1 protein-coding gene is annotated in these 1,418 nt (G+C 74.0%); it reads right to left on the bottom strand.

Translation table 11 applies throughout. From position 1 onward, the window contains the following. A partial coding sequence (locus tag GA0115240_RS10895; RefSeq protein ID WP_093736470.1) for a cytochrome P450 occupies positions 1-1,371 on the bottom strand: 1,371 nt, incomplete at its 3' end. Positions 1,372-1,418 lie beyond the last annotated feature (47 nt).

The raw sequence follows: 1,418 nt of genomic DNA, 5'->3' as shown, positions 1-1,418 counted from the left end.
GGCCCCGTCCAGCGGCCGTCCCTGCGTGTCGTACCGCTCGAAGTACCGCCCGGCCGGCCGGCGCCGCCGGGCGTCCAGCACCATCCAGGTGCCGAAGCCGAACTGCAGCAGGCTGCGGCCCACGTCCTCCCAGCGGTCGCGCAGCCGCAGGAAGGCCAGCAGCGCCCCGACCCGGTGCCGCGGCAGCGGGCGGTCGCGGGCCACCAGCAGACAGGGCGCGCGGTGCGGGATGGCCCGGGTGTGGGACACCGACGAGTGCAGGGTGAAGCGGTCCAGCACCTCACGGGTGACCGCGCGCATCACCAGCGGGGCCAGCCGCCACGCCGGGCACGGCCGGTTCGCGGCGACCCCGAACGGGATGTGGTGGGCGTCCTTGGCCGACAGGTGGTCCCAGCGTCCGGGGTCGAAGCGCTCCGGGTCGGGGTAGCCGGTCGCGTGGTAGGCGGGGTAGTCGAAGCACAGCACCGTGCCGGCCGGATAGGCGACGCCGCCGCCCAGGTCGATGTCCGCGGTGGTGATGCGGTGGGCGATGCCGAACAGCGGATAACGGCGCAGCGTCTCGTTCATCACGTTGCCCAACTCGTGCTCGTCGGCCGGGTGTTCGGCCAGCCGCCGCTGGATGCCCGGCTGCTGCGCCAGCACCAGCAGCAGGTGCGCCATCGCTTCCGACATCTGCACCACGGCGGTGTTGAAGAAGGCGCCCTGCAGGTAGTGGGCGCGGTCGCGCAGGGTGGTCAGCTCGGCCGGCAGTTCGTGCGGCACCTCGCCCGCGGCCAGCCGGCGCACCAGATACCGGGTGAGCCGGGCCCGCCGGTCCATGTGCCGCAGCCGGGTGTTCTTCAGCGAGTTGACGACGTCCTCGGCGTTGTCCACGATGAGCCGGCGGACCTGCGGCGGGCAGGGCTCGCGGAACACCAGGCCGTAGAAGAACTCCGCCCACACCGGCATCATCAGGTCGCGCAGCCGGACCAGTGTCGCCCGGCCGGGCGCGAGTTCGTCCAGCACGGCGGCGGCGCACCGGGTGGCGGCGGCCGACAGCTCGGCGCTGGTCCCGGCCAGGATCGCGCTGGTGGTACGGGCCACCGCGTCGTAGCGCGGGCCCGGTTCCAGGTGCTCCTGATGGACCTCGGGGCCGGGCGCCAGCCAGTACCAGAACAGGTCGGACAGGCCCGCGCCGCGGCTGCGGCCGTCGGCCGCGGGGTGGGCGTACAACTCGGCGAACCGGTCGGCGTCGATCCGCTCGTCGGGCACCACGACGCCTTCGGGGCCGTTGACCCGGGCGAACACCTTCACCCGCAGTCCGACCACGGCCTTCGGCAGCCAGTAGGGGGTGGACAGCGCCACCGCGGCGACGGCGATCCGCTTGATCATCGCCTCACCCGCCACGGTCGGGTGGCGGCCGTCCCCCGCCGGCCGGA

Source organism: Streptomyces sp. DvalAA-14 (assembly GCF_900091855.1).
Lineage (GTDB): Bacteria > Actinomycetota > Actinomycetes > Streptomycetales > Streptomycetaceae > Actinacidiphila.
Note: the sequence above shows the minus strand (reverse complement) of the source record. Positions and strands in the feature narration are given on the sequence as shown.